This is a genomic window from Lysobacter sp. CCNWLW3, from assembly GCF_036697405.1.
Lineage (GTDB): Bacteria > Pseudomonadota > Gammaproteobacteria > Xanthomonadales > Xanthomonadaceae > Lysobacter.
Genome location: NZ_JBAHWA010000005.1, coordinates 113,214 through 132,359 on the forward strand (window position 1 = coordinate 113,214; position 19,146 = coordinate 132,359).

The following is a 19,146-nucleotide window of genomic DNA, read 5'->3' on the forward strand; positions in this document are numbered from 1 at the left end:
GGGTGGACGAGGTCCGAGCCTAACTCGCGCGGCCGCGCCGGCCCCGGGTCGAAAGTCGTGTGTGGGGTGTTGCGGGCCGCAAAAGCAAATCCCCCTCACTCCTCCTTTTCCAAAGGGGGAGTGCAAAGCAAAGGTTCGAAGGCCGCGTCGTTACGAATCGGACGGCATACCGCTCCCCCCTTTGAAAAAGGGGGCTAGGGGGGATTTGCTTTTCGCGCGGACGCGCGTCGAAAACTCGGACGCGCCGCGCCTCAATCCTCGAACTTGCTACCGCCCTCGGCCGCGAAGCCGGCGGCCACGCCGCCCTTGCCGATGTTGACCATGCTGGTCAGGCTCATCACCGCCTCGAACAACTCGACGTTGTGATCGCGGCAGGTATCGCGCAGGCGCTGGTAGCCGGGCAGGCTGCGCATCTCTTCGAGCTCGCCGCCATAGCTCAGGCACATCGTCGGCGTCATCAGCCCGTCGCGCACGCGCTTGCCGCAGTGGTCGAACAGCTTCTGCGTCGCGGCTTCGAAGCCCTTGATCTTGGCCACCGGCCCGGTCTCGCCGCGGTTGCAATGCAGCACCGGCTTGATGTCCAGCATCGTGCCCAGGGTGGCGCTGAGCAGGCTCACGCTGCGATCGCCGCGGACCCGGGTGCGCGCGCGGATGTAGTTCAGGTCGCGCGGGATCAGATAGCCCTGGGTGTGCAGGGCCAGGTTCTCCAGGCGCGCGCGGATCTTGGGCGCGCCCTCGCCGGCGTCGCGCAAGCGCACCGCCTCGACCGGCAGGATGCCCTGCGCGGCGAACAGGTTTTGCGAATCGATCACCCGCAGCGCGAACGGCGTGTTGTTGCCGGCGGCCGTGCGCACCGGCTTGTAGTCGTTGAGGATGGCGAAGCTGGCCTGGTTGGCGTTGTCGTAGATCGGGCTGCGCGTCTTCGTGATCGTCATGCAGAACACGTAGTCGTAGTCGATCGCCAGCTGGCTCACGAACAGATCGCGCACCTGCTGCACCGTGAACGGCGTGGTCTCGGCCTCGAAGCCGCGTTCGGCCAGGTGGGTCTGCAGGAAGTGCAGGGTGGCTTCGGGGTTGCGGTGGTCGGTCAGCACCGCCTCCCCGATCCGCACGGTGACCGGCAGCAGATGGATATCGTGCTGCTGCAGGTACTCCAACGGCAGATCGCAAGCCGAATCGACGACGAGTCCGATGCGCATAGTCCCCCCCCGGGTGTTGGCGCCAAGACGTTTCGAATTGTGACCGGCAGCATACCCGGCATGCGACAAGGGCGTGTCTACGCCCCTGAACGCCTGGGACGGGGTCGTTCAGGCTTGGCGCTGTACCGCCACAGGCAGCGTGCCTACGCGCTGCATTTCGGGGTCGGCGAGCACCGCCGGGTCGCGCAGCGCGGCCAGGGCGAAGTCGTGGGCGTCGTTGCCCCAGAACATGTTGCCGTCGAAGGCCAGGGTGGGGACGCCATAGACGCCGGCGGCGATCGCCGCGTCGGTGTTGGCGCGCAGCGCGGTCTTGGTGGCTTCGCTGCCGATGGCGTCCTCGGCCACGCCCAGCGCGGCCGCCAGCGGCGCCAGGGCCTGCACGCTGTCGCCGGCGCGGCCCTGGCCCCAGATCCAGTCGAACACCGCGTCGACCGCCTCGGGGGTGCTGCCGGCGGCCACGCACAGGCGCAGCGCGGGCAGCGGATTGAACGGATGCGCGGGCGGGAAGCGCAGCGCCACGCCCTCCTGGCGCGACTGCCACAGCACGTGGCGGTAGGTGAACTCGCGCTTGCCCGGGATCTCGGCCGGGCCCTTCTGGCCGCAGGCGACCAACACCGCGCCGAACACGATCGGCACCGGCCGCAGCGCGGCGGTGGCCGGCGGCAGCGCCTTCACCTTCTGCCAGGCCAGGTAGGAGAACGGCGAAATGAAATCGAAGTACCAGTCGATGGCGGTCATGTCGCGGCCCTCAGCGCCAGGCGCCCAGGATCACCCCGTACAGGATGAACTGGAGGATGTGGTAGCCGCTGTCGATCATCCACAGCTTGAGGCTGCGCTGGGCGAAGGCGTAGTTGATGCCGAAGCTCATCGCCACGAAGAACAGGCCGACCACGAAGCCCACCCCGAAGCCGTCCGCGGCGCCGGCGCCGGTGGGCAGCAGCACGGTGAAGATCAGCGCCGACAGCAGGCTGCAGACGAAGGCGATCGCGAAGATCCGCGCCGGATGCCGTGGCGCCGAATCCGGGTCCACCCCGGCCTCGCGGCACCAGACCTTCTTGAACAAGGGCCCGTACCAGATCCCGCCGAGCAGGAACGCGGACGCGGCCGCGGCGATCACCGCCAGCCAGTTGAAGTCGATGGTCGGAAGGGTCATGCCTGGCAACTCCGGAACAGGGACGGGCGGCTTTCAGCAGCCGACGGATTCGTAGGTGGATGCCGCGTGCAGCAGCTCGCCGTCCCTGGCGCGCGACGACAGAAACAGCGTCGGCCGCGATACGTTGTAGTGGTCGGTGACGTCGAAGATCAGGTCGGGCCGGCCGTCGCGGTCGAGGTCGCCGGCGAACAGCAGCTTGGGCGAGGCGTCGTCGCCGAGCATGACGCGGCCTTCCTCGCGCTGGCCCGGCGCGCGCATCAGCACCTGCTCGGCGCCATCGGGCGCGATCAGCAGCACCGCGCAGGCCAGCGCCTGCTGCTCCGGCTGGGGCCCGCATTTCGTGCCGATGCGATAGGCCTGGCCGGCGTGTTCGAAACGGTAGTCCGGCAGTCCGCTCGCGCCGTCTTCCTGGATACGTGCCGGCGTCACCACGCCTGCGGCCAACCCCTTGCCGCGCAGGTAGGTCACCACCTGCGCGCCCTCGGCGTCCGGGTCCGGCTCCAGCGCGGAGGACACGCGCCGGCCGGTCGCCTGGCCGGGCTCGTCCATGATCGGGTCTTCGACCGCCTGCACCCTGATCCGGGTCGGGGTCAGCGAGGCCGCGTCCCCGGAGGCGCGCAGCGCCAGCCAGGGTTCGCCGTCGCGCGCGACCGGCTCGTCGCCGTGGAACTGCCCGGGCGGCTGCAGCGCGACGGCGGCGGCCAGGATCAGAGGCGTCAATGACAACGATGGCATCGGGGCGTCCCGCGGTCCGGTCCGAAACGCCGCCAGCATACGTCGCGCGGGGGCTTGTGGCGCGCATCGCCCGGGCCGACACTGGGCCGGACGCGGGGGACCGATGAAACGAGTCTGGATCGCGGCCTGGCTGGTGTTGTGCGGTGTCTGCGCGCAGGCGTGGGCTTCCGGCATCGTGCGCGTCGAACGCCTGGCCGTAGCCCCGCCCGCCTCGCTCGAAGCCCTGCGCGCGCTGCCCGATACGGCCTACCGCGCCCAGCCCGGCGCGGCCCAGCTCGCCGGCGCCCAGGGCGGCCGCGGCTGGTGGCGGCTGCGCCCGGAGTCCTCCGAAGAGCCGCGCGTGCTGCTGGTCTACCACCCCTTCAGCGCACGCATCACCGTGCTGGCGCCGCCGGACTACCGCCCGCGCAGCGCCACCATCTTCGACGCCGGCGCCCAGCCCAGCCACTCGCGGCGCGCGCTGGCGTTCCCGCTGAGCGCGGCCGGGCCGGTTTACGTCGGCGTGGAAGGCGCGCGCTACCCGCTGCAGATCGCCGTGCGCTCCAGCGCCGACTACGCCGTCGAGGACCACCGCCACGTGCGCGTGCTGTGGATCAGCATGGGCATCCTGGTCGGCGTATCGCTGGTGGTGCTGCTGTTCTGGACCCAGCTGCGCGAGCGCGTCTATCTGTTGTTCTCGGCCAGCATGCTGCTGCAGCTGCTGTACGTGCTGTGCGCCTACGGCGACGCCTACACCCTGCCCATGCTGTCCTGGCTGGGCCGCTTCGGCGTGGCCGGCATCTGGTTCGTCGCCACCTCCTCCACCATCGTCACCGTGCTGTTCCTGATCGAGTTCGCCGACCTGCGCCCGCGCGCGCCCTGGCTCACGCGCGCCCTGCTGATCGTCGGCGCCTGGCTGCCCTTGGCCCTGTTGGTCGGCCTGGTCTCGCCCTGGCCGGTGAGCAAGGCCTGGTTCCCGCCGCTGGGCAACGGCCTGCTGATGCTGGCCAACCTATTGGCGATCGCCACCCTGGGTACGGTCTGGCTGCGCGGCGGCCGCCATGCCGGCTTCGTGCTGATCGCCTGGGTGCCGTTGGTGACCGTCTCGACCGCGCGCGCGATGCAGCTCAGCGCCGGCGTGCCGCTGACCCCGCTGCTGGAATACGGCCTGCCGGTGATGCAGGCCTTCGCCGCGGTGGTGCTGGTGCTGGGCCTGGCCGACCGCATGCTGACCTTCCGCCGCGAACGCGACGTTGCCCAGCTGCACGCCGAGCACGACGCCCTGACCGGCGTGCTCAACCGCGCCGGCATCATCACCCGCCTCAACCGCGCCGTCGCCGACGCGCGCCGCAAGCGCCAGGCCCTGTCGGTGCTGTTCCTGGACCTGGACCACTTCAAGGCCATCAACGACACCTACGGCCACCCGGTCGGCGACGCCTGCCTGTGCGCGGTCACCGAGAGCATCCATTCCGAGACCATGCCGGTCTACCAGCTCGGCCGCATCGGCGGCGAAGAGTTCCTGCTGCTGCTGCCCGGCGTCGGCGACGCGGTCGCGCGCGACACCGCCGAACAGATCCGGCGCAAGGTCGAGCGCCGCTGCCGCGAGGTCAAGGGCGTACCGGTCGCGCTCACCCTCAGCATCGGCGTGGTCGAATGCGGCCCCGAAGACAGCGCCGCCACCCTGATCCAGCGCGCCGACGCGGCGATGTACCGCGCCAAGCACGAGGGGCGCAACCGGGTGGTGTTGTTGGATGCGCAGGCGGCGGTGTAGGCCGGCCGTGGGCGCGCGTGCGCCGGCCCGATGCTGCCATACCCGGCTTCCTGTGGGAGCGGCGTAAGCCGCGATAGCCGGCGCGTGGCAGGCGCCGCGATTCTGGAATTGCGCGATCGCGGCTTACGCCGCTCCCACAGAACGCAGGCTACGCGGCGAAGGGCGTCGCGTCGTCTTCGTGGAAGATGCTTGAAAAGCGCGCACTGCCCGCTGGTTGCCTCAACTGCCGATCCCCAGGCAACGCCAATGCCGAGGATCCAAAGAACACTTGGCATAAGCTAGGCATGGCGTCCGAAGGCGAGCGTCCGTCGGCTTCGTTTGGACCATGAAGTCGGGTCAGACGCGTCAAAGCCATCCATGGGCAGCGGTTCCAGATCGGCAGCAACCGCGGTTTCATCAATGGCTGGATCGGGCCCAACGCGATCTACGGCGTATGCACACGAGTCGAGCAGTGAAGCCTATGGAAGAAGACCTTCATCAACTGATTGAGCTGACGATTGAATCCAATCGAGGAAATCCGTTGTGGCCCGATGGCTTCCAGCCATTCTGCGCTAAGCATGGGGTGGACAAGGCTCGTTTTTGCTATCTATTCGCCAAAATGGTGGCAGAGGAGTTCGTAAACGGCGAGATGTCCTATGCGGATGGAGACGCGGCTATGAACCAGCTCTTCGCAATCATGGATATTGACCTCCGGGGCTTCCCGTTGGACATCTACTTGGCATTCGATGGCGGGGAGTATCTTCGGCGCGAGGATCCAGAGGGCACCATTCCGTGGCAAAAGTACATCCTGCCTGATGTAATGCAGGCCTTGGCGGAGGAGGGGCTTCTAGCTTTCCCGTGTGATTAGTGAAAGCTGTCGTGGCCAGCCGGCACGACTCAGTCCCGGCCAGACCCGATCGAGTCCACATGGCACACCTAAGTAAATCGATGGCGACGCTCCGCGTCTCCGGCAAGGACCTGCAGCCTGGCGAGATCACGGCATGGCTGGGCGCGGCACCTACGGACTCGCATGCCAAAGGCGAACAGCGGGAGTCCTCGCCAGGACGCGGGCGGACACCTTCCTCCGGACTATGGAGCCTGTCCGCCAGGGCCACGGAACCCGAGAACCTGGACGCGCAGGTCGCGGAGCTGCTGGCGCAGCTGACGCCCGACCTCGCCGTCTGGCGCAAACTCTCGGAGCATTACCGCATCGATCTGTTCTGCGGCTGGTTCATGGGCGGCGGCAACGAGGGTGTGTCGATCTCGCCGAAGACCTTGCTTGCGCTAGGCGAACGAGGCATCGAGCTAGGGGTCGATATCTACGGCCCTACCGTGGAATGAGTACGGTTCGTACATGAGTTGGTGCTTGCCGATATCGGAAAACAGGAGCTGAGACAAGCATGGGGTGGGCAACGGCATACATCGCCAAACTCAAGAGCGGGGAGACGGTGGCGTTCCGCCCTAGCGGTGGATCGATGACGGGCAAGATCGAATCGGGGCAGTTGTGCACCGTGGAACCGATCGCGGATCTGTCGGCCTTGAGCGTGGGAGACATCGTGCTATGCAAGGTAGGCGGAAACGAGTATCTCCACCTCGTCAAAGCCATCCAGGGCCAGCGGTTCCAGATCGGCAACAACCGTGGTTTCATCAATGGCTGGATCGGGCCAAGCGCGATCTACGGTGTGTGTACACGAGTCGAGCCATGAATCGACCGCCATGATGGAGCCCAGCCAGAAGAGTGGGTGGTGCCGTCTTGCAGCCTTCATCGGAGCGGGGTCGATGCCTTGTATGATTTTCTGGGTTAGGGGTTATGAAGAAAATTGTTCTGCTCATGGCGTTCGTCGCACACGCGAGCGTCGCCCAAGCTCAAGATCCAAGAGCCGCCGCGACGGCTGAGTATCAGGCCTGCCTCAAGGAATCCGAACAGGCCCGTGAGGAGTGCTTCTTCGGCGGCTGCGGGAACATCCTGGGGGCCTGCTACGAGCGGCAGATCGCTGTAATCGAGCAGGACAGCGCGCGGGTTTACGGGCAATTCCAAGGGAGCGCATGCGCTGAGTCCGCTGGCAAAATCGATGCAGAATTCAGCGGACTCGAGGACCGCCTAGCCAAGCTTCAGCAATTCGACGGCACCTGGTCGGGGTTCGAGCTCCGCGTCGAGCTGGCTGCGGCGAAGAACAAATCCTTTAAGCTGCTGGCGTCGGATTGCCCGGCGGCCGGGAAGGTGCGTTGATTGGACCTGACGACGCGACGTATCCCGACTTCCGTTTGCTCGGTTGGCGCATCTCATCTTCCCAGCGGCCGACACGCCATGAGACAGCGTCACGATACCGCAGCCGGGCTGGGCGCTTCGTATGCGTGACTTTCCTCCCGCCGATCAGGAAGCCGAAGACGCAGCGCTGCAAACGCTGTTCTTCCAGGACAGCGAGTTCGAAGGCAAGGCCTGCAGGCTGGGCGTGGCCAACTACCTGGCCTTCATGTCGCTGCGGGGCCCGCAAGCGCAAGCAGAGATCGGCAAGCTCAGGAACGCGCTCACGGAGCCCACGCAAGCGCATCTGGAGCGCGACCTGAGCTTGCTGCTGCGTGCACGCGATTGGCGTTTCCACAACATCGCCTGCGTCGCCATCGCGTGCCGGCGCGTATCCGATCAAGTCCTGTCCGAGCTGTGGCGCTGCATCCGCGCCGGCAGCTGGGCATCGCCTCAGCTGTGCGCGACGGCGGCCCACGTCGACCCCGGCTTCCAGGAAAAGGCCGTGTCGCTGCTGGAAGACCATGCGACCTACTACAAGTCCATCAGCGCCCTGGCCGCATTGTTGGCCGAGACCGCGCCGCACGCGGCGCTGTCGCAAACCGCCCTCGCGAACATCGACGAAGCGGCCGCCATCGACCTGGGCGGCTCGGGCGTCATTGCCGGCCGCTGGCGCAGAAGTCTGGTCGAAGCGTTCTCGGGCAGCACCGGCATGACGGAGTCGCCCGGTGAATCGAGTATCCGTCCGGATTCAACGCCGCCGGCGTCGTCCTGACCTCATCCGCTTGAAACACCGCCCGTAAACGCTCAGAGACGAAGCATGAGCAATTCCCACCAAGCGCCTCAGTCGACATCGCGCGTCGCGGATGCGCCTCCAGTCAGAAAGCGTACTCGCGCCGACTACGTTTATACCGTCGTGTCGCTGCTGATCGCGGCCTTCTGCGTAATCCAGTTCTGGACGATCCTGTATCTGATGCTGTCGTGGTGGGACTCGCTGGTGGAGGTCGGGTCGCCGGCGTCGCTGTTGCTCAAGCTGACGCGTCCCGCGTTGCTGTTCCTGTCGGGCGTGATGCTGGCCTTCAAGCGCAAGCTCGCCAGCTATGGCTTCGCGGTCTACATCGTCAGCGGGCTGGTGTTCCTGCCCGAAGAGGGGCGCAACGGTGCGCTGCTATCGTTGTTGGCCATCTCCGGGTTCCTGGCGTACACCTTGCATCTGCACAGGGCTGGGCGGCTGCGCTAATCAGGTAGTAAGCGTCGGAGGACGAATGAGATTCTTCGGAATAGTCGGCGCACTGTCCTTGACCTGCCTATGCGGCATCGCAGCCTTTGCAGCGCGGCCGACGGGGCTGAAGCAACTGTTCGCCATGGGCGCCTTCCTCGCGGCCGGCCTACTGTTCCTGGCCTGCCTGAGTTGGGCGCTCACGCGCGCGAAGGGGCAACGCCTGAAGGGATGCATCGCGGCATTGGCCGTGCTGGCGGTCATTCCCGCCGGTGTCGAGATCGGGCACCTGATCCGCGACTGGCAATTCCAGCGCGACCTGCCGCGCTACCGGGCCGCGGCCGCCTGGGCCACCGCCTTGGCGGTGCCGGGCGAGACGGTGACGGTGCTGCAGGTGCCTGCGCCGTACCGGGACCTCGCCTATGCGGTGCACATCAGCCAGGAAGACGCCTGCGGTGTGATGGTGGACTTCTTCTGGGGCGGTGGCTTTCCGGTCAAACACACGGCGCGCCGCTACCTTTCGGACGCTTCGGCCATGGAGCGCAAGCCTTGCAGAGAGGATTGGCGGCAGGGCAGGCGGCGAGCGGAAGGCTGGTACGAGCTTGCGGACTGAGCCGGAAGGTCGCACCGGTAACGAACCTGACCCCTTGCCCGAAGCTCAATTCAGCCCAGACCGTAGGATGTGGTGAGCGCAGCGAACCGCATCGCGCATCGCCACGGAACCTGGGCGCTGGCTCAGTCGTCGATCCCCCGAGGCAACGCCAACCCCGATGAGCCCGCCACCACCTTGCGCAGGCTCGACACCGCGGCCGAGGACAGCGAACGTTCCGCCAGCATCGCCGGCACCTTGCCGCCGAAGTCGGTCAACGACACATAGGTCAACCGTGTCCCATTGCCCGTGGGCGTCATGACCCACTCGCCGCGCGAGCGCAGCGCGATGCAGTCGGGCGTCGGCTTCTTGCCCACGTAGTCCAGCGAGACGAACTTCACCCGGATCTCGCCGTTGCCGGGCGCGTGCCGCTCGAAACGCATCGAGTAGCAGCGCTCGCTGGTGACCGGCGTGCTGAGCACGTCCGACCACACGGTCACGTCGCGACCGCGCTGGACGAAGCTGCGGCGGATGTTGCGGTTCTTCTCGTCCAGGTACTTGCCGAACAGGTAGTCCGCGATCGCCTCCGGCGACGCCTTCAGCGAGGTGCTGACGCGCAGCTCGTCGAAGCGTGCGCCGGGGATGCGCCGGGTTTCCATCCGGATGCCGTCCTTCTCCTTGGCCAGCCGCCACTGCTGGGCCTGCGCATCGCCGGCCACCCAGCCCGCGGCGGGCAGGAGCAGCAGGCAGGCCAGCCCCCGGGCCATGCCGCTGGTGGCCTTCGACGCCCGGCGCGCTATTCGGATGCGGAACGAAACCATGGCCGTCTCCCGGCGCTTGAGCCGTTGTGGATTCGATGCCAGCGCCATGACAGGGGCAAGACAGCCGCCGGCCGGGTTTCTGCTCAAGACGGGCACTGGCGATTTTTGCGCGGCGTTCACGAGGGCGCGGCCTACAGTCGGCGCGCCTGGGCAGGAGGGGCCCGGGCGGTCTCACGGCAAGGCCGTTGCACACCGTCATGCAATCCGCTGGGCGCCAATCCCGGTGCCTTGCGCTGCGAGGAGACCGTCATGGACCGATCAAGGATGGGGGCTGCTGCGTTCCTGTGTGGGCTGGCGTTGTCGTGGGCTGTCGTCGGCGAGGCCCCGGCACAGGGCACCGGCGTACGCGCGCCGGCCGCCAAGCTCTACCGCTTTCCCGGCGCCGACAGCAACGACGATGCATTGCCGTCGGTGGTGTATTACGTCAGCGGCGATCACCGCCCGAATTCCAAGCAACCGGCCGGGCCCGGCAACATGCCCAGCCCAGGGCGCGACCTGGGCGTGATGCGCTTCGACACCGGCACCAAGAAATGGACGCGCGACCGGTACGGCAGCCCCGCGGGCACCAACGAGGCCGACCTCATCTTCGGCATGAAGCTGTACGCGCCCGCCGACGGCGAAGTGGTCACCTGCTGGCGCAACGCGCCGGAAAACCCAAAGCCCGGCGGCGTGCTGCCGGAGCGCGACGGCTGCGGCGACGACGACAAGGACGGCAACGTCTGCGACGACTTCAAGACCTGCAGCTGCACCATCCCGCGCTCGGGCAACCACCTCAACATCAAGACCGCCGACGGCTCGGTGATGCTGATCGCGCACCTCAAGTCCGGCTCGATCCCGGCCGAGCTGTGCCCCAAGACCGGCATCTACGTGAAGGACGCCAACGCCGGCCCCGTCCACGACGGCGCCTACTACGACGACATCTATGTCCCGGCCGGCTCCCGGCCCAAGATCTACCGCGGCCAATACATCGGCCGCTCCGGCAACACCGGCGCCTCCAGTGGCCCGCACACCCACGTGCACCTGAAACCCTGCGACAGCTGCGACGCGATCCCGTTCCAGTTCGAGAACGCGCGCCGCCAGGAAGTCTCGATGGACCCGCAGGCCAACGCCGACCCGGCCAAGTGGGTCCCGTTGAAGGGCGCCTTGCTGCCGGAGCAGGACCCGGGCCAGAAGCGCGAGATCATCAAGCCGGACCTTCCGCCGCCGCAGAAGTAGGCGATAGGGGCGGGACCTGCCCCGTGTTGCCAGAGAGGCTCGCCCATCGGCGGGCCTCTCGCTTGCTAGTCGCCCGAGGCGATGCCATACCGCTGCGTCTTGACTGCGCCGGGACTAGATTGCTTCTGGTCGGCGAACACGGAGCAGACTGATGCGAGCATCGAGTAACCTTTTGTAAGCCGTAGATATCAAGGGCGCCGTGGAGGGAAGGGCATGGGGGGGATCAGCATCGAACTAATGCTGGCGCTGGTTTGCGCGGTGACGTTCTTTCGCGCCGGCCGGTTCGAGTCGGATGGCGAGGCATACGACTACAGCTTCCTCTGGGCCTTGATGTCGGCGCTGCTATCGGCGCTGGTGCTGGTCGCATTCAAGGCGCCTTGGCTTGTTCTCTTGCTATGCCAGGTCGCCCTGTTCCTTGGTATCGGCGTGTATCGGGCGCTGCGTGATCCGGCCTAGCGGAAGACGGGGTGGGGCATGCGCCGCGTCAGCCAAAAAGGCGAGCCCGTTGCAGCTCCAGCAATTCGACGACACTTGGTTCGGGTTCGAGCTGCGTGCCGGACTGGCAACGGCAAAGAACAAGTCGTTAGCGCTGTTGGTATCGGAATGCGTAATGATCGACAAGGTGCGCTGATCAAGTCCTAAAGCGGAACTGGCGTCGAAGCGAATTTCTATGCGGAATCCGGTTCGACCCGGCTTCCGACTGTGATTTCCTCATGTGGCTGCACCAGGCCACCCAGTCGGACGATATGAGCAACCCATACCAGCCCCCACAATCCACGTCGCCAGACGCCAAGGCCCAGCCCGCCGGCAAGAGGACGCGGGGCGACTACGCCCGTCTCGTCGTGTCCTCGCTGATCGCGGTGTTCTGCGTGCTGCAGTTTTGGGGGATCCTCTACTTGGCGCTGTCGACTTGGGATTCCCTGGTGGGCGTTACCTCGCCCATGGCGATCATGCTGAAACTCACGCGCCCCGCCTTGCTGTTCCTGTCGGGTGTGTTCCTGCTGTTCCAGCGCAAACTGGCCAGCTACGGCTTCACCGCCTACATCGTGAGCGGGCTGATATTCTTGCCGGAGACCGGCCGCAATGGCGTGCTGCTGTCTCTGCTGGTCATCTCGGGTTTCCTTGCGTACACGTTGTCCCTGCACAAGGCCGGCCGTCTGCGCTGAGTCCGCAATGCCGGGATCTGTCCCGCATGAGGTTCGGTAGGAGTCAGCCCATGAAGCACAACATCGCCTGGTTCGACATCCCGGTCGCCGATCTGGACCGCGCCATCGCGTTCTACTCGGCCGTGCTGGGCGCCGCCGTCAGCAAAGAGCAAAGCGGCTCCATCCCGATCGGCGTACTACCGACGCCGGACGGCCAGAAGATGGGCTGCCTGGTGACGGGCGATGCGGCCCGGCCCTCCCTGGACGGCGTCATGCTCTGGTTCGAGGTGGAGGGGCGCTTGAAGGCGGCGCTCGCGGCGGCGCTGGCCAACGGCGGGGAGCTCCTCGGCGACGTCCATGCCATCGGCGGCTACGGATTCCGCGCGGAAGTGCGCGATTCGGAAGGCAACCGGATCGCGCTGTATTCCAGCAAAGATCAATGAAAGCAACGCGCCAGTGGAGCGAGCATGAGTAATGACAACCCGGCCTTCTGCGCCCTCTATCGCTGGCGCCTGCATCCCGGCTCCGAGCATGCCTTCGTCGAGGCCTGGTCGCGGGTCACCGAGTTGCTGCTGAGCGAGCGCGGCTCGCTGGGGTCGCGTCTGCACCGCGGACCGGACGACATCTGGTACAGCTACACGCAGTGGCCGTCGGCGGCGGCTAGGGCCGAGGGGCTCGCGCTTCCGTCTGTGGATGCCGAGGCGTGGGACCGAATGCGCGCGTGCATCGCCGAGGGGCTGCCCGAACTGATCTTGGAGCCGGTGGCGGATTTTCTTGCGCCGCTTCCATAAGGGTGACGCTCTTGGAAAAATGACTCTGACCCCATTTCTTGCTTAGTCACACATCCAGGCGGGTGGTTTAAGTACGCCTGACCTGCGCGGTTTCCACCCAAAGCGCATGAGCTCCTCTCGGATCATTGGGAAGCTGCTGTTATTGTGCGGGCTAACCATCACGTCAGAGATTATTGCTGGGTCTATCGGAAGAAATATCTCGCTCTGCCGAGTCGAGTTGCTTTGGTCGATGAAGATTAGCCTGACTTCTTTCTCGAAGCGGAATGCGCGACGCTTCAAGAGCAGCGTTGAGGCGGCAGCACGGGGAGCATCATGCACGTGTTTCGGCTCCCACATCTCTTCTGATATTGGACTAGAAGCGAGCATCCGAAACCGACGTTCGGGGCAGTACTGAACGGCTCCGATAAGCCACTTGCCCGGCTGGGAGCTAAGGCTGTTTGTTGCAGCCGTGAGAAGGTCAGATACCCTGCAGCGGATACGGACTATGGGCTCGGATTTCTCGTATCCAATAAAACGCCAAGCGGGTTCATCGTACCGGCTGCTGGTGAAACACATCGCGTATGCATTGATGTTTGGCGCTTCTTTGATCGCCTGTTTAAACACGTTGTAGCACCATTTCTCGTATGGGTCCGGCCAAGCGTTAACCGGAGATAGGCGAAGTCTAGCGTGTTCAAAAATCTGCTTCGCATATCCCCATTCCAGTCGATGGTATATCTGCGAAGTCGGCTTCAACAGCCTGTCACGAAAGACCTCTGGTGCAGAGGTTTCCTGGGAGTGCATCGTCCAGCGGCCAACGTCGGAAATATTGAGTGGCTTCGTTCCGCGCTTCATTCTTAGATGCCTCTTCGGAAATTCACCCTGGCCATGTGCATTGAGCAGGTCTTGCGTAGCATCAACAAAACTATCGTTCAGTGTCTAGGAGGGTGCGATTTAAAAATGGCTCTGACCCCTATTCTTCGTTGCGGACTTCCTTGTCCCGCTTGGCAAGGTTGACGCCTGGGAAAAGTGACTTTGATCAAATTTTCCATCTGCGAAGCTTAGTCCGACTTTTAGCATTAAGGCTTCGGAGGAATGCTTGCAGATCGTCGTCAAGGAACCTTGAGGATAGTCGTGCGTTCTGGCGAACGTCCTCGTGCGGCGAACTGATCGAGAGATCCTTCCAGTGCGAGATGGCTTCGTGATAGGTCTTGAGCAAATGCGTTAGGGGATCAGTGGTGTTGGGGCGAACAGCTACAAATGGAAGGCCAACCAGGACATAGGGACGTCGCATGGAGGGGGCGTAGACATCGCGCTGTGCTAGCCACAAACCTAAGACGATATTTCGATCTATGTATCGGCCAAATAGAGTGCTTGTAACCTCCTGGGCCTCTGCGTCGGTGATTGGAAACAGGGTTCCCAGGTAGCCACGCGCACCAGCGAACATGGCTCTCAAGCTTATTTCATGCCATGACCAGCAGGAGTTATTGATAAACAAGGGGGAGGAATCAGATGCGAAGCCGTGTGATGCGAACAGCCAAATGCCATCATGCAGTAGCATCGCCATTGACCCGGTCACTCGGGTAATGGGCTCTTCCGCGACGACATAGTCATTACGATCTGCCCCGACTATCTCGCTCCAACTGTTGATGGCACTCCCAACAGGTAGTGCGGCTTTTCCTGCGCGGTCTCGCCAATCAACACCATCAAGCGAATGGAATCGGATGTATGACATGACTCTAAGTTTGTCCGCGATTGGCTCTGAGCCGACGCTCACGACGCGATCGACGACAAGCGTGCGTGTATTTCCCTCGGTGTCTGGATATCGGTACGTGATGCGATCTCCCGGGGCGTCCCCTGCGTGGCTCGAAAGAACAATGATGTCGTGAGGCAATAGGTCCAACAGGAACTGAACTCGAGATTTGGTTGCACTCGCGCCGCGAAGGGTGCGAGTGAGCGTTCCATTCCTCATTAATGCGCGGCTGATTGCGGGAATCTCCGAGCCTTCGACGGTCTGTGGGTCGATCAGTAGTGCGGTTCTCGCGCTGCGCTCGTTATTCTGTGATGCCCAGATTCCCTCAATAGTTGAGCGTCCGAGATCCGGATATCTGTACATGTGGGTGGTGGCGACCTCGGGAAGCGCAATGCCCCAGGGAAATCCAGAGGTCACAAACAGGATGGTCTTGTAGCGCGTCGGATCAAGCGCTTTTAGGTGCGCTCGCGCACGCTGACACAAGTCGCCGAAACGACCGGTTAAGTCGGCGCCTTCCCCTAGGGCGTATATCTCTTCCAGCCAAGCGATTCGGTCGTCCTCAGGGAGTTCTGGGAACACGCTGAAGGATGCGCCGCAGGAAAAAGCCAGGTTGCTAGCGATTACTTCTGACAACACATCTCCGCGCTCGCAAGCAACGAGAAGGTGGCGGCCTACATGGACATCATCTAACGATGGTGATGTGTCCAAATCTAGTTGAAGCTCCTTACGCGCAAGACGAGCCTGGTAGACACCTACACCCAGGTTATCGCGCCCCCAACGAAGAGCATCTTTTGGGCGTTTGACGAGGCCTCGAAGGGCAAGGATATGGTCGTCATACTGATCGGAAATGATGCAATTCTTCCAGCCTGGGCGAATTGCGCTCACGGCATCAGGTGGAAGGCCGCCGAGCAGCACGCGTGAAGCTTTCGTCATGATGATTGCGTTGCGACGGCGCACTACCTCATTGTTCGCGTCAGGTCGGCTGAGGCGAGGGCCATCCATCACCGAAAAGTATCGGCGCGGACGTGTGAACAGCGCAGAGATCTTCGCTGCGAGTGAAGGATCATCTGTGACTAGAGTGAAGTCCTCGTAAGAGGGGGCTGTGAGCATGGCGCGATCAGCTAAAATTGAGCTCTTGCTGACGATGGTCAGCGATCATCAGTACCAATTGAGTGCCGATACAATTGCGGAGCACTTATTGGCAGCTTCCGAGAAGCGATTTTCGTCCCCGCCGAACAGTCCGTGCTGAAGTGCAGGCGACTTGCTTCCCTCTGCTTTGATGCGATCGATTAGTTGCGTTAATGGCGACGGTGTGTTGTTTTGGTGCTTCCAGCCAAATCTGCCGACTGGTCCCCATGCACTCTGATGGGCTTGTAGTTTTTGATCAACAGCAACCAGTGCAAGCATGATCTCAAATTCATCGAACGCTCGCTCATAATTGCGGCCCATGAACAGGGCGTTGTCCAGCTGTGGCTGAAGCTGTTTGAACAAATATTCACTCATGGGGGTGTACTGACGCTCATGTCCAGGCAATCGCTTGAATATTTCTGCCTGAGCAAACTCCTGGATCGCGCGTGATACTGCGCGGAATACGGTCATTGTGTCCTCGCCGCTTTGAACCTCTGTCAGAAGTAAGTCTGAAAGTGTGTCATAGCGCCCCGCCTCTGTTGAGGCAATGCCTGCACAATAGGTTTGAATAACAAGGGGGTACCAGCGAAGGGTCAGCCAACTGAGTAGCCCGCCGCGTATGTCGAGACGATCTGTCGATCGAGCTAGAGCTTTACGGAGGATCTGGCGGTGCGAAGGGGCGGCCCAGTAGGCGATGCAAGCTTCGATTGTAGCCAGGTCCTTGGTGTGCGACTCGTAGCGCGTCAGTCGGTCAATCACCTCTTCAATGGTAAAAGTCCCATCGGATTTGAATGCGTCTTCACCAGTTGCGGACAGGAAGCGCTTCACCTCATCTACAGTGAAGTCATGTAGCTCTATGGATCGTTCACGGTCACTCAAAAGTTCTTTTACGCGGAGTATCTTGGATGGAAGGTCAGATCGCGGAGTTGGCTCATCGGGGTATGGGACGACCAACATCGAGTCGATATCGATCGCATCGCTTGTGGCATCGGAACCGAATTTCGGGGCTCGGAAAATGAAGTCACCGTCTCCATCTATGTGTCCAAAATGAGGTGTCTGAAACGAGCCGGCATCTGCCGCCACCTTGCCGTATACGTAAGACATTAGGCCGCTTGCGGTCAGCACACCGTCCGGCGTTGCCGCCTCTCCGCCTAACCCTTGCAGGAGATGTCCGGTGAAAACGGAGTGACCCGCAATCGGACCGCCAGAGTCTGCAACCTGTTGGTCTGCTTTTCCGGCAGTGAGGACTTGGCGTGATACACGCTTGAGCATGTCCTTCAAGAAGCGAGCGCTGCCCGACTGAAAAGTACGTGTGATTGCCAGGCCGCCATAACAGGCATCCATGACGAAGAGGATGTGTTTCGCTGGAATCATCTCGATGTTGCGAGTGAGGTCGTCCCAGCGGATCAACGTTGATAGATCATCAGGGGTTGCATCAACTGGGACCAGATAGCCGACCTCTCCGCGCATTCCACTGCGTGTCGAGCCGTGGCCTGCAAAGAAGATCAAGAGTCGATCGTCAAGCTCGATGTCTGAGTTGCAGAAGCGCAGATATGCTCTGCGTATCGCATCTGCCGTCGCATTTTCGTCTAGTAGTAGAGTTACATCTTCCGAAGAAAAATCGAAATCCTTCACCAACTTGTCGCGAACCGCTGTTGCGTCATTCACGGCATAGCTCAGTGGATTGCAACGGATATATGTGTTTATTCCGATAATGAGAGCATGGCTGCGCCCGTATTTTGGTTTTAGGTAGAAGCGAACGTCGCGCATGGTTGCCTTGCCTTCTAGTAGTTAAATTTGACTGGCGGGGCTCAATATTCGTTATTAGCGAAATATCTAAGCTACATTGCGGTCGTAATCAAGATCGAAGCTCGTTATTTTTCCTGGTCTGGAGTATCTACTTTTCCGATATCCAGAAACCATCGATATAAGAGTGTCCGGAGCGCGCCCGGACCGTATTGGCCGACGCCTCCGACCCTTCCATAGGCAAGGACCGCAGCCATGACCCTCCCCAACCAACTCGCCCTCCCGCCCGACCTGCTGCTGCAGCTCTGGCCCGCTTCGACCGACCCCACGACCGACGCCATCGCCCTGGCCGCTCTAGGCCCGGATCGGCTGGACCGCTTGTGCCTGCACGCCACCGACCGGACACAACGGGCGATGGAGGAGGCGCGCGGCTTGTTGGAGGTCGCGTTGGAAACCTTGGAGTTGCAGGTATCGGCCGACAGCCAGCGCCGCCTGCTGGAGCGGGCGGACGACGAGCTGGCCGCGGCGCTGCGTTGGGGCACCTTGGCGGCCAATGCGCGCTTCTGCCGGGAGCAGCCGGAGGTGGTGCGGCAGCTGTCTGCCCAGGTGGACGAGGCCCGCCTAGGCCACACGGGCAAGCGTCGGCAGGCCGGCGAGTAGGGGCAGCGCGCCGGGTGATGGCACCGCAGCGTCCGCGATGGCGGAGGTCGGATCTGGGTTATCCGGGTCAGCCCAGCCCTTCAGGCATCTGCATCGAAAGCCGCGCCCGGTTTCGGGCAAGCTACGGGTCGCCATACCCGATTCCTAGCGAGGCGATCGATGAGCCTGCCATCCCCAGCCGCGGTGATGTTCGTGGACAACGTCGAGCGGATCTCCGCGTTCTACCAGGGCGTCGCGGCCATGACGGTCGCGCATGCCGACCAGGAGCATGTGGTGCTGGAGGCGGCGGGGTTCCAGTTGATCGTCCACGCCATTCCCTACTCCGACGCTGCCGAGGCGGCTGCGTATCCGCTCCGCGAGGAGGGCTGCATCAAGCTGTGCCTGCCGGTCGCCAGCATCGACAGCGCGCGCTCGTTGGCCGTGGACCTGGGCGGTGAGTTGTGGCCGCCCGAGCGGGAGTGGCAGGCGCGCGGGGTTCGGGTGTGCGACGGGCGCGATCCCGAGGGCAACGTATTCCAGCTGCGGCAGAATGCGCTTTAGCGCTTCACCGGAGCGCAATCCGCTGCATGGCTAGGGCCGTGCCAGACATCGGGGTTTTCATATGCTGCATCACGTCTCTCTTGCCGTGGCCGATCTGCACCAGGCCGGCGCCTTCTATGACGCCGCGCTCGGCGCTTTGGGCTATCGACGCGTGTTCGAAGACGAGACCGCCATCGGCTATGGGCTGGTGGACGGAGAAGACCAGCTCTGCCTCAAGCTACGACCACGTTCGGCGCCGCCTGGGCCTGGATTCCACCTGGCGTTCGCCGCTCCGTCGCGCGCGGCGGTCGATCGGTTCCATGCGCAGGCTTTGGCGGTCGCGGGCACGGACAACGGCAAGCCCGGCTTGCGACCGGACTATGGCCCTCATTACTACGCGGCGTTCTTGATCGATCCGGATGGGCACGCCGTCGAGGCGGTGATCAACGTTCCGCTGTAGGCCGTCGTGACGCGGAGGCGAAGACGGCGCCTGCTTTCTGTGGGAGCGGCGTAAGCCGCGATT

General features: G+C 63.5%; 24 protein-coding genes. 16 read left to right on the top strand and 8 right to left on the bottom strand.

Going from position 1 to position 19,146, the window contains the following annotated elements; genetic code table 11:
• Positions 1 to 251 precede the first annotated feature (251 nt).
• The 4 genes from V1318_RS10775 to V1318_RS10790 all read right to left on the bottom strand — a co-directional run bounded on the left by V1318_RS10775 (position 252) and on the right by V1318_RS10790 (position 3,078).
• A complete protein-coding gene (locus V1318_RS10775; protein WP_332939662.1) occupies positions 252 to 1,199 on the bottom strand; it encodes a DegV family protein in 948 nt (315 codons plus the stop codon).
• Between the two features lie 108 nt (positions 1,200 to 1,307).
• A complete protein-coding gene (locus V1318_RS10780; protein WP_332939663.1) occupies positions 1,308 to 1,937 on the bottom strand; it encodes a 2-hydroxychromene-2-carboxylate isomerase in 630 nt (209 codons plus the stop codon).
• Positions 1,938 to 1,947: 10 nt separating this feature from the next.
• A complete protein-coding gene (locus tag V1318_RS10785) occupies positions 1,948 to 2,352 on the bottom strand; it encodes a DUF1761 domain-containing protein (protein WP_332939664.1) in 405 nt (134 codons plus the stop codon).
• Between the two features lie 33 nt (positions 2,353 to 2,385).
• Positions 2,386 to 3,078 carry a hypothetical protein gene (locus tag V1318_RS10790; RefSeq protein WP_332939665.1) on the bottom strand — a complete coding sequence of 231 codons (693 nt, stop codon included), beginning with the start codon at positions 3,076 to 3,078 and terminating at the stop codon, positions 2,386 to 2,388.
• A gap of 112 nt (positions 3,079 to 3,190) precedes the next feature.
• Between V1318_RS10790 and V1318_RS10795 the strand changes: the two genes are divergently transcribed.
• The 8 genes from V1318_RS10795 to V1318_RS10830 all read left to right on the top strand — a co-directional run bounded on the left by V1318_RS10795 (position 3,191) and on the right by V1318_RS10830 (position 8,893).
• Positions 3,191 to 4,837 (top strand): diguanylate cyclase, encoded by a 1,647-nt coding sequence (locus V1318_RS10795; RefSeq protein ID WP_332939666.1) that lies wholly within the window; start codon positions 3,191 to 3,193, stop codon positions 4,835 to 4,837.
• 460 nt (positions 4,838 to 5,297) lie between these two features.
• The gene (locus V1318_RS10800) at positions 5,298 to 5,684 is read left to right on the top strand and encodes a hypothetical protein (protein ID WP_332939668.1); all 387 of its coding nucleotides are present in this window, start codon (positions 5,298 to 5,300) and stop codon (positions 5,682 to 5,684) included.
• A gap of 80 nt (positions 5,685 to 5,764) precedes the next feature.
• Entirely contained in the window at positions 5,765 to 6,157 is a 393-nt protein-coding gene (locus V1318_RS10805; protein WP_332939669.1) for a DUF4279 domain-containing protein, read from the top strand.
• Positions 6,158 to 6,216: 59 nt separating this feature from the next.
• Positions 6,217 to 6,522 (top strand): hypothetical protein, encoded by a 306-nt coding sequence (locus tag V1318_RS10810; protein WP_332939670.1) that lies wholly within the window; start codon positions 6,217 to 6,219, stop codon positions 6,520 to 6,522.
• A gap of 104 nt (positions 6,523 to 6,626) precedes the next feature.
• Positions 6,627 to 7,046: a hypothetical protein gene (locus V1318_RS10815; RefSeq protein ID WP_332939671.1), complete on the top strand. Its 420-nt coding sequence runs from the start codon at positions 6,627 to 6,629 to the stop codon at positions 7,044 to 7,046.
• Positions 7,047 to 7,269: 223 nt separating this feature from the next.
• Complete coding sequence (locus tag V1318_RS10820; protein WP_332939672.1) at positions 7,270 to 7,836, top strand: hypothetical protein; 567 nt, start codon at positions 7,270 to 7,272, stop codon at positions 7,834 to 7,836.
• A 45-nt stretch (positions 7,837 to 7,881) separates the two neighbouring features.
• Positions 7,882 to 8,301, top strand: coding sequence for a hypothetical protein (locus V1318_RS10825; protein ID WP_332939673.1), 420 nt, complete (start codon positions 7,882 to 7,884; stop codon positions 8,299 to 8,301).
• Positions 8,302 to 8,326: 25 nt separating this feature from the next.
• A complete protein-coding gene (locus tag V1318_RS10830; RefSeq protein ID WP_332939674.1) occupies positions 8,327 to 8,893 on the top strand; it encodes a hypothetical protein in 567 nt (188 codons plus the stop codon).
• Between the two features lie 122 nt (positions 8,894 to 9,015).
• Here V1318_RS10830 and V1318_RS10835 read toward each other — a convergent pair whose 3' ends face one another.
• Positions 9,016 to 9,810: a hypothetical protein gene (locus V1318_RS10835; RefSeq protein ID WP_332939675.1), complete on the bottom strand. Its 795-nt coding sequence runs from the start codon at positions 9,808 to 9,810 to the stop codon at positions 9,016 to 9,018.
• Positions 9,811 to 9,987: 177 nt separating this feature from the next.
• Between V1318_RS10835 and V1318_RS10840 the strand changes: the two genes are divergently transcribed.
• The 5 genes from V1318_RS10840 (at position 9,988) to V1318_RS10860 (ending at position 12,841) form a co-directional block, all read left to right on the top strand.
• Positions 9,988 to 10,905, top strand: coding sequence for a M23 family metallopeptidase (locus V1318_RS10840; protein ID WP_332939676.1), 918 nt, complete (start codon positions 9,988 to 9,990; stop codon positions 10,903 to 10,905).
• A 213-nt stretch (positions 10,906 to 11,118) separates the two neighbouring features.
• Positions 11,119 to 11,361: a hypothetical protein gene (locus V1318_RS10845; protein ID WP_332939677.1), complete on the top strand. Its 243-nt coding sequence runs from the start codon at positions 11,119 to 11,121 to the stop codon at positions 11,359 to 11,361.
• Positions 11,362 to 11,618: 257 nt separating this feature from the next.
• The gene (locus tag V1318_RS10850) at positions 11,619 to 12,071 is read left to right on the top strand and encodes a hypothetical protein (protein ID WP_332939678.1); all 453 of its coding nucleotides are present in this window, start codon (positions 11,619 to 11,621) and stop codon (positions 12,069 to 12,071) included.
• A 50-nt stretch (positions 12,072 to 12,121) separates the two neighbouring features.
• Positions 12,122 to 12,493, top strand: coding sequence for a VOC family protein (locus V1318_RS10855; RefSeq protein WP_332939679.1), 372 nt, complete (start codon positions 12,122 to 12,124; stop codon positions 12,491 to 12,493).
• Positions 12,494 to 12,517: 24 nt separating this feature from the next.
• The gene (locus V1318_RS10860; RefSeq protein WP_332939680.1) at positions 12,518 to 12,841 is read left to right on the top strand and encodes an antibiotic biosynthesis monooxygenase family protein; all 324 of its coding nucleotides are present in this window, start codon (positions 12,518 to 12,520) and stop codon (positions 12,839 to 12,841) included.
• A 42-nt stretch (positions 12,842 to 12,883) separates the two neighbouring features.
• Here V1318_RS10860 and V1318_RS10865 read toward each other — a convergent pair whose 3' ends face one another.
• From V1318_RS10865 to V1318_RS10875, 3 genes are all read right to left on the bottom strand, one after another.
• Positions 12,884 to 13,672 (bottom strand): hypothetical protein, encoded by a 789-nt coding sequence (locus V1318_RS10865; RefSeq protein WP_332939681.1) that lies wholly within the window; start codon positions 13,670 to 13,672, stop codon positions 12,884 to 12,886.
• 184 nt (positions 13,673 to 13,856) lie between these two features.
• Entirely contained in the window at positions 13,857 to 15,680 is a 1,824-nt protein-coding gene (locus tag V1318_RS10870) for a hypothetical protein (protein WP_332939682.1), read from the bottom strand.
• A 48-nt stretch (positions 15,681 to 15,728) separates the two neighbouring features.
• A complete protein-coding gene (locus V1318_RS10875; RefSeq protein ID WP_332939683.1) occupies positions 15,729 to 17,468 on the bottom strand; it encodes a caspase family protein in 1,740 nt (579 codons plus the stop codon).
• A 231-nt stretch (positions 17,469 to 17,699) separates the two neighbouring features.
• On the opposite strand from V1318_RS10875, the gene V1318_RS10880 reads away from it, so the two are divergent.
• The 3 genes from V1318_RS10880 (at position 17,700) to V1318_RS10890 (ending at position 19,083) form a co-directional block, all read left to right on the top strand.
• The gene (locus V1318_RS10880; protein WP_332939684.1) at positions 17,700 to 18,104 is read left to right on the top strand and encodes a hypothetical protein; all 405 of its coding nucleotides are present in this window, start codon (positions 17,700 to 17,702) and stop codon (positions 18,102 to 18,104) included.
• A 159-nt stretch (positions 18,105 to 18,263) separates the two neighbouring features.
• Positions 18,264 to 18,644, top strand: a complete 381-nt coding sequence (locus tag V1318_RS10885; RefSeq protein WP_332939685.1) for a VOC family protein — start codon at positions 18,264 to 18,266, stop codon at positions 18,642 to 18,644.
• Positions 18,645 to 18,705: 61 nt separating this feature from the next.
• Complete coding sequence (locus tag V1318_RS10890) at positions 18,706 to 19,083, top strand: VOC family protein (protein ID WP_332939686.1); 378 nt, start codon at positions 18,706 to 18,708, stop codon at positions 19,081 to 19,083.
• The last annotated feature ends 63 nt before the right edge of the window (positions 19,084 to 19,146 follow it).

Coding starts and splice junctions, on each gene's coding strand:
- V1318_RS10805 (WP_332939669.1), top strand. CDS start 5,765: ATGGCGACGCTCCGCGTCTCCGGCAAGGACCTGCAGCCTGGCGAGATC.
- V1318_RS10780 (WP_332939663.1), bottom strand. CDS start 1,937: ATGACCGCCATCGACTGGTACTTCGATTTCATTTCGCCGTTCTCCTAC.
- V1318_RS10785 (WP_332939664.1), bottom strand. CDS start 2,352: ATGACCCTTCCGACCATCGACTTCAACTGGCTGGCGGTGATCGCCGCG.
- V1318_RS10800 (WP_332939668.1), top strand. CDS start 5,298: ATGGAAGAAGACCTTCATCAACTGATTGAGCTGACGATTGAATCCAAT.
- V1318_RS10795 (WP_332939666.1), top strand. CDS start 3,191: ATGAAACGAGTCTGGATCGCGGCCTGGCTGGTGTTGTGCGGTGTCTGC.
- V1318_RS10880 (WP_332939684.1), top strand. CDS start 17,700: ATGACCCTCCCCAACCAACTCGCCCTCCCGCCCGACCTGCTGCTGCAG.
- V1318_RS10850 (WP_332939678.1), top strand. CDS start 11,619: ATGTGGCTGCACCAGGCCACCCAGTCGGACGATATGAGCAACCCATAC.
- V1318_RS10825 (WP_332939673.1), top strand. CDS start 7,882: ATGAGCAATTCCCACCAAGCGCCTCAGTCGACATCGCGCGTCGCGGAT.
- V1318_RS10870 (WP_332939682.1), bottom strand. CDS start 15,680: ATGCTCACAGCCCCCTCTTACGAGGACTTCACTCTAGTCACAGATGAT.
- V1318_RS10775 (WP_332939662.1), bottom strand. CDS start 1,199: ATGCGCATCGGACTCGTCGTCGATTCGGCTTGCGATCTGCCGTTGGAG.
- V1318_RS10885 (WP_332939685.1), top strand. CDS start 18,264: ATGAGCCTGCCATCCCCAGCCGCGGTGATGTTCGTGGACAACGTCGAG.
- V1318_RS10815 (WP_332939671.1), top strand. CDS start 6,627: ATGAAGAAAATTGTTCTGCTCATGGCGTTCGTCGCACACGCGAGCGTC.
- V1318_RS10860 (WP_332939680.1), top strand. CDS start 12,518: ATGAGTAATGACAACCCGGCCTTCTGCGCCCTCTATCGCTGGCGCCTG.
- V1318_RS10890 (WP_332939686.1), top strand. CDS start 18,706: ATGCTGCATCACGTCTCTCTTGCCGTGGCCGATCTGCACCAGGCCGGC.
- V1318_RS10865 (WP_332939681.1), bottom strand. CDS start 13,672: ATGAAGCGCGGAACGAAGCCACTCAATATTTCCGACGTTGGCCGCTGG.
- V1318_RS10810 (WP_332939670.1), top strand. CDS start 6,217: ATGGGGTGGGCAACGGCATACATCGCCAAACTCAAGAGCGGGGAGACG.
- V1318_RS10855 (WP_332939679.1), top strand. CDS start 12,122: ATGAAGCACAACATCGCCTGGTTCGACATCCCGGTCGCCGATCTGGAC.
- V1318_RS10875 (WP_332939683.1), bottom strand. CDS start 17,468: ATGCGCGACGTTCGCTTCTACCTAAAACCAAAATACGGGCGCAGCCAT.
- V1318_RS10845 (WP_332939677.1), top strand. CDS start 11,119: ATGGGGGGGATCAGCATCGAACTAATGCTGGCGCTGGTTTGCGCGGTG.
- V1318_RS10830 (WP_332939674.1), top strand. CDS start 8,327: ATGAGATTCTTCGGAATAGTCGGCGCACTGTCCTTGACCTGCCTATGC.